Annotated in this window: 2 protein-coding genes; both read left to right on the top strand. The window is 35.4% G+C overall.

Features of this window, described 5'->3' with window-relative positions:
* Positions 1–567 precede the first annotated feature (567 nt).
* Positions 568–2,850, top strand: a complete 2,283-nt coding sequence (gene bglX, locus P8M54_RS08480) for a beta-glucosidase BglX (protein ID WP_300287196.1) — start codon at positions 568–570, stop codon at positions 2,848–2,850.
* A 229-nt stretch (positions 2,851–3,079) separates the two neighbouring features.
* Positions 3,080–5,303 (top strand): two-component regulator propeller domain-containing protein (locus tag P8M54_RS08485; RefSeq protein WP_300287199.1); only part of this gene is annotated, 2,224 nt, incomplete at its 3' end.

Raw genomic sequence — 5,303 nt, forward strand, 5'->3', positions numbered from 1 at the left:
TTAAAAATAAATTAGGATTAGGCCCTTTTCCTGCTATTTGTTTTGAACCTCAAAATTTTCCTGATGCACCCAATACTAGTACTTTTCCAAATTCAATTTTGCATCCTAATGCCGTTTATAAGAACAAAATTGTTTTTCAATTTGATGTAGTCCATTAGGATAGTAGGAGCTGAAACAATTTGTGGTAGGATGAATGCGTTTCTACATAGAAACGTATGTCTTTTTAATTTTTAGGATAAACGATCTAGTTTTACATCAATTGTTGCTAAATATGCTTCAAATGTGGTTGTTGGTATCTGCTCCTCAGCCTTATATTTACAACCTTGTATTTGTGTTTTTACTAAAAATTTGCTTTTATAATTATGATTTTATAAAATTTTTATATTTTTTACTGCGGATAGTGTTTTTACTAATAGAAAACTACAGTGCAACAAGTAAATTATAGTCAAAATAGCAATACATGTTGCATTTTTAGCTTCTTACGAGGGAGAAGTCCAGAGTTAGTAGGGTTTAATGGTAACTGATTTGATTTTAAAACTAAAGAATAATAAACTAAACTATAAACGAATGAATAAGCAAGTTCATACACTTGCGTTTGCCATGCTTTTTGTCTTGTCAAACGGAATTGCACAATCGAAAAAACATTTGGACACATCCAAATCAATTGAAGAGCGTATTACGCTTTTAATGAAAGAAATGACCTTAGAAGAAAAAGTAGGTCAAATGAATCAATACAATGGTTCGTGGGATTTTACAGGTCCAAAACCGGTAGGCGGCTCTGAGGAAGAAAAATACATTCATATTAAAAATGGTTGGGTAGGTTCTCTTTTAAGTGTGCGTGGAGTTAAAGAAGTACGAGCAGTTCAAAAGATTGCAGTTGAAGAAACTCGCTTAGGGATTCCTTTGCTTTTTGGTTTTGATGTAATTCATGGATATAAGACATTAAGTCCAATTCCGCTGGCCGAGGCCGCAAGCTGGGACTTGTTAGCGATAAAAAACTCAGCTCGTGTTGCTGCTGATGAAGCAGCATCGTCCGGATTAAACTGGACTTTCGGCCCTAATGTAGACATTGCAAATGATGCACGATGGGGACGTGTGATGGAAGGTGCTGGAGAAGATCCCTACCTAGGAAGTAAAATCGCAACTGCCAGAGTAAAAGGTTTTCAAGGTGATCGATTGGACGATTTTACAACCATTGCTGCCTGTGCTAAACACTTTGCTGCCTACGGATTTGTAGAAGCTGGAAAGGAGTATAACATTGTCGATATGAGTAATTCTAAATTGTACAATTCGGTTTTACCACCTTTTAAAGCGGCTGTGGATGCAGGTGTACGTACTTTTATGAATTCATTTAATACCTTAAACGGAGTTCCAGCAACTGGAAACAGCTTTTTACAAAGAGATATTTTGAAAGGTGCATGGGGTTTTAAAGGTTTTGTAGTTTCGGACTGGGCTTCCATTGCTGAAATGATTACGCACGGATATGCTGCGGATGGAGCAGATGCTGCCAAAAAAGCGGCGATCGCAGGATCTGATATGGATATGGAATCACATATTTATGTGACGGAATTGGTTTCTTTAGTAAAAAAAGGATTGGTAAAAGAGTCTGTAATTGACGATGCTACACGTCGCATCCTACGTGTAAAATTCGAATTGGGTTTGTTTGATGATCCTTATAAATATTGTGACGAAGCACGTGAGAAAGCAAGTATTGGAAGTAAAGCAAACAATGATGATGTCTTGGATATGGCAAAGAAGTCAATTGTATTGCTTAAAAATGATAAAAATCTATTGCCATTGAAGAAATCGGGAGTAAAGATTGCTTTGATTGGTGCTTTGGCTAGTGATAAAAATAGTCCATTAGGTAGTTGGCGAATAGCGGCAGATGACGATACAGCTGTATCTGTACTTGAAGGAATGCAACAGTACAAAAACAATAGTTTGGTTTATGCTAAAGGAACAGAAGTTGCAACTAACAAACAAGTTTTTGTAAACGAAGTCGAAATAAATTCTACTGACTTTTCTGGATTTGAAGCAGCAAAAAAAGCGGCCGAAGAAGCAGAGGTAGTAGTGATGGTTTTAGGGGAAATTGGCTTTCAAAGTGGTGAAGGTCGTAGTAGAACAGAACTTGGTTTGCCAGGGAACCAACAACAATTATTAGAGGAGGTTTACAAAGTGAATCCTAATATCGTATTAGTTTTAAACAATGGACGTCCTTTATCTATTCCTTGGGCAGCTGAAAACATACCAGCTATTGTTGAAGGATGGCAATTAGGAACACAATCGGGTAATGCGATTGCACAAGTGCTTTATGGAGATTACAATCCAAGTGGAAAATTACCGATGTCTTTCCCTAGAAACGTAGGACAGTGTCCTATCTACTACAATTCATACAGCACAGGTAGACCAGTAGATAAGGATAAAAATGTTTTTTGGTCCCATTATAGTGATGTCGAAAAAACACCTTTATATCCTTTTGGTTTCGGTTTGAGTTATACCTCATTCGAATATAAAAACTTGAAAATGAACAAAAGTTCATATAAAAAAGGAGACAAGATTGAATTGTCAGTTGAGGTAACTAATACCGGTAGTGTTGACGGAAAGGAAGTAGTTCAGTTGTATATTAATGATGTTGCGGCGAGCATTGTTCGACCAGTAAAAGAATTAAAAGGGTTTGAATTAGTAGCTTTGAAAAAAGGAGAAACCAAAACGGTAAAATTCACATTAACAGAACAAGAATTAGGATTCTATGACAACCAAGGAAACTATTTAGTTGAACCCGGAGTTTTTAATGTAATGATCGGATGGAATTCTAACGAGGGACTTACAAATAAATTTGAATTAAAATAGTAGTTAGAAAAGCACTTTGAACCGCTTATGGTTTTCAAAGTAGCTTGCCTACTACAGTAAATTATAACCTGGGCGCGATTATTTGTAATGTAAATAATCGAGCTCAGGTTTTTGACTTAAATGTAGATTTGGTATTTATTTTTAAACGAATTACTGTTTTTATATACAATATCGTTTTGCATCTTTTATTATTGTTATTTTCGAACAAAATTTAGACACTTACCTACCTATGACCAATAAATTACATTACGCTATTTGTACGCTATTTTTATTTGTCTCCGCATTAGTAGCCTCACAAAATAAATTTGAAAATTATCAATTTCAAAGTATCCCCGAGGCTAATTCGCAAAGGGCTATTTCATCTATTAATCAAGATGAAAATGGTTTCATTTGGGTAGGAACCAATGGTGCTGGATTATATCGTTACGACGGCGTGCATTATTACGGCTACGAATACAGTGCAAAAGTAAACGGGACAATCAATAGCAATTTAATTTATGCGACCTATGTTGATCGTAATAATAAATTATGGATCGGTACTGATGAGGGTTTATGCCTATACAATCGAGACCTGGATAATTTCACTAAAATAAATATTCAGGACGCTGTAGCAAAAGGCTATGATGAGCCTATATCAGTCAAAACTATTGTGGAGGATAACCACGGAAATTTGATTTTAGGGACCTACGGTTTTGGTGTTTTTAAGTTAAATACTAAAACACTGCAAGTGGGTATCCTTAATTCAAGATTGCTAAAACAAAAAAATCTCCAAGTCAATTATTCTATAAAAAACAAGCAAGGAACGATATTTTTAGGTACTGGATTTGGCCTTTATTCCATTGATTCAAGCGGGAACGTAGCGCAAGTCTACAAAGATAAGTTCAAAAAAGAGCCAATCAATTTCGAAATTGAAACATTGGCCTTGGATAGTTATGGTATGTTATGGGTGGGTACAACAAATCAAGGTTTGTTAAAAATTCAAACCGACATGGATAACTTTCATTACAATAACTATCTTGTTAGTAAAAATAAGATACTCTCTCTGATACAAAGTAAAAACGGAGATATGGTTTGTGGTACTGAAAATGACGGGCTACTTATCGTTAATCACAAAGGGCAAGTTGTAAAGCAATACTTGTATAGTAAATACAATAATTTCAGTCTCAAATCCAATTCTGTTTGGTCTTTGTACCAAGATAAAGAAAACCGACTGTGGTTGGGGTACTACAACAAGGGCTTAGGTGTTTTTGCTAAGCCAAACAATAAATTTAAAGCAGTTGAATCACTCTTAAATAATGAAAACTCACTACAAACCAGCTTTGTAACGGCAGTTGTGCGTGATAAAAGCGGAAAATTAATTATTAGTACCGAAGGAGGCGGTTTGGATATTTATGATCCAGCGGCAAAAAAAATGATTCATGTTAATCAAAAAAACCAAAACTATTATTCCGGCTTAACTTCAGAGGATATACAGACTGTTTTCATAGATAGTAAACAAAATATTTGGGTTGGTAGTTGGAGCGGTGGGATCTATTTGCTAAAAAGCGGAAGCACTCGATTTATAAATTACAATACATTCAATACAGCAACATTGCGGTCCAATCGAGTATTTAGTTTTTCTGAAGACGCCTCTGGTCGTATATGGATTGGAACTTTTATCAAAGGATTGCATTATTACGATCCTACCAATAATAGCTTCGTTCATTGCGATACTAAACCATTTGTAGCCAGTGGACTTGATGTAGCTTACGTTCGAAAAGTATTTGTTGATTCAGATAACGATGTTTGGGTGGGTACTATTTTAGGATTATATAAAGTTCATGTTGAGAAACAAAATAGTTTTGTGGTTACATCCATGCGTGAGGCTATGATTAAGAATAGGACTAAACACAATAGTATTCAAACTATATTATCAGTGTATGAATCAGGTGATAAAACGATTTGGATTGGTACCGATGGCGGCGGCTTGTTTAGTTACAATAAGAAATCCAAGTTGTTTTCCAACTACGATGATTTTCCAGGTTTTAAAGAGCGATCTGTACGTGCTATCATCGCTGATAATAGTGGTTGTTTGTGGGTAAGTGGTGGTATGGGCTTGACGAAACTCGATTTTAAAAATAAAAAAAGCACTAATTTTAACAAGGACGATGGTTTGATCGTTAACGAATTTAATAATAACGCAGTATTCAAAGACGATAGCGGACAGTTATATTTTGGTGGGTATGAAGGGATGAATTACTTTAAGCCCGAGCAAATTAAAAAAACGGATATATCGCCAACTTTGTATCTTAGTGACTTTCGAATTTTTAATAAATCGATTAATCCAAATGATGAGGATTCCCCTTTGTCGAAAGTGATCTCCCGTACCAAGGAAGTGATTCTTAACTACACGCAGTCAGTTTTTTCGATTGAATACGTGGGTATCAACTATAACTTTTTAAAGAAAAATCAAT

The organism is Flavobacterium sp. (genome assembly GCF_029242675.1).
Lineage (GTDB): Bacteria > Bacteroidota > Bacteroidia > Flavobacteriales > Flavobacteriaceae > Flavobacterium.

Excerpts from the sequence above, each read along its gene's own strand:
- bglX (WP_300287196.1), top strand. The coding sequence starts at position 568 with ATGAATAAGCAAGTTCATACACTTGCGTTTGCCATGCTTTTTGTCTTG.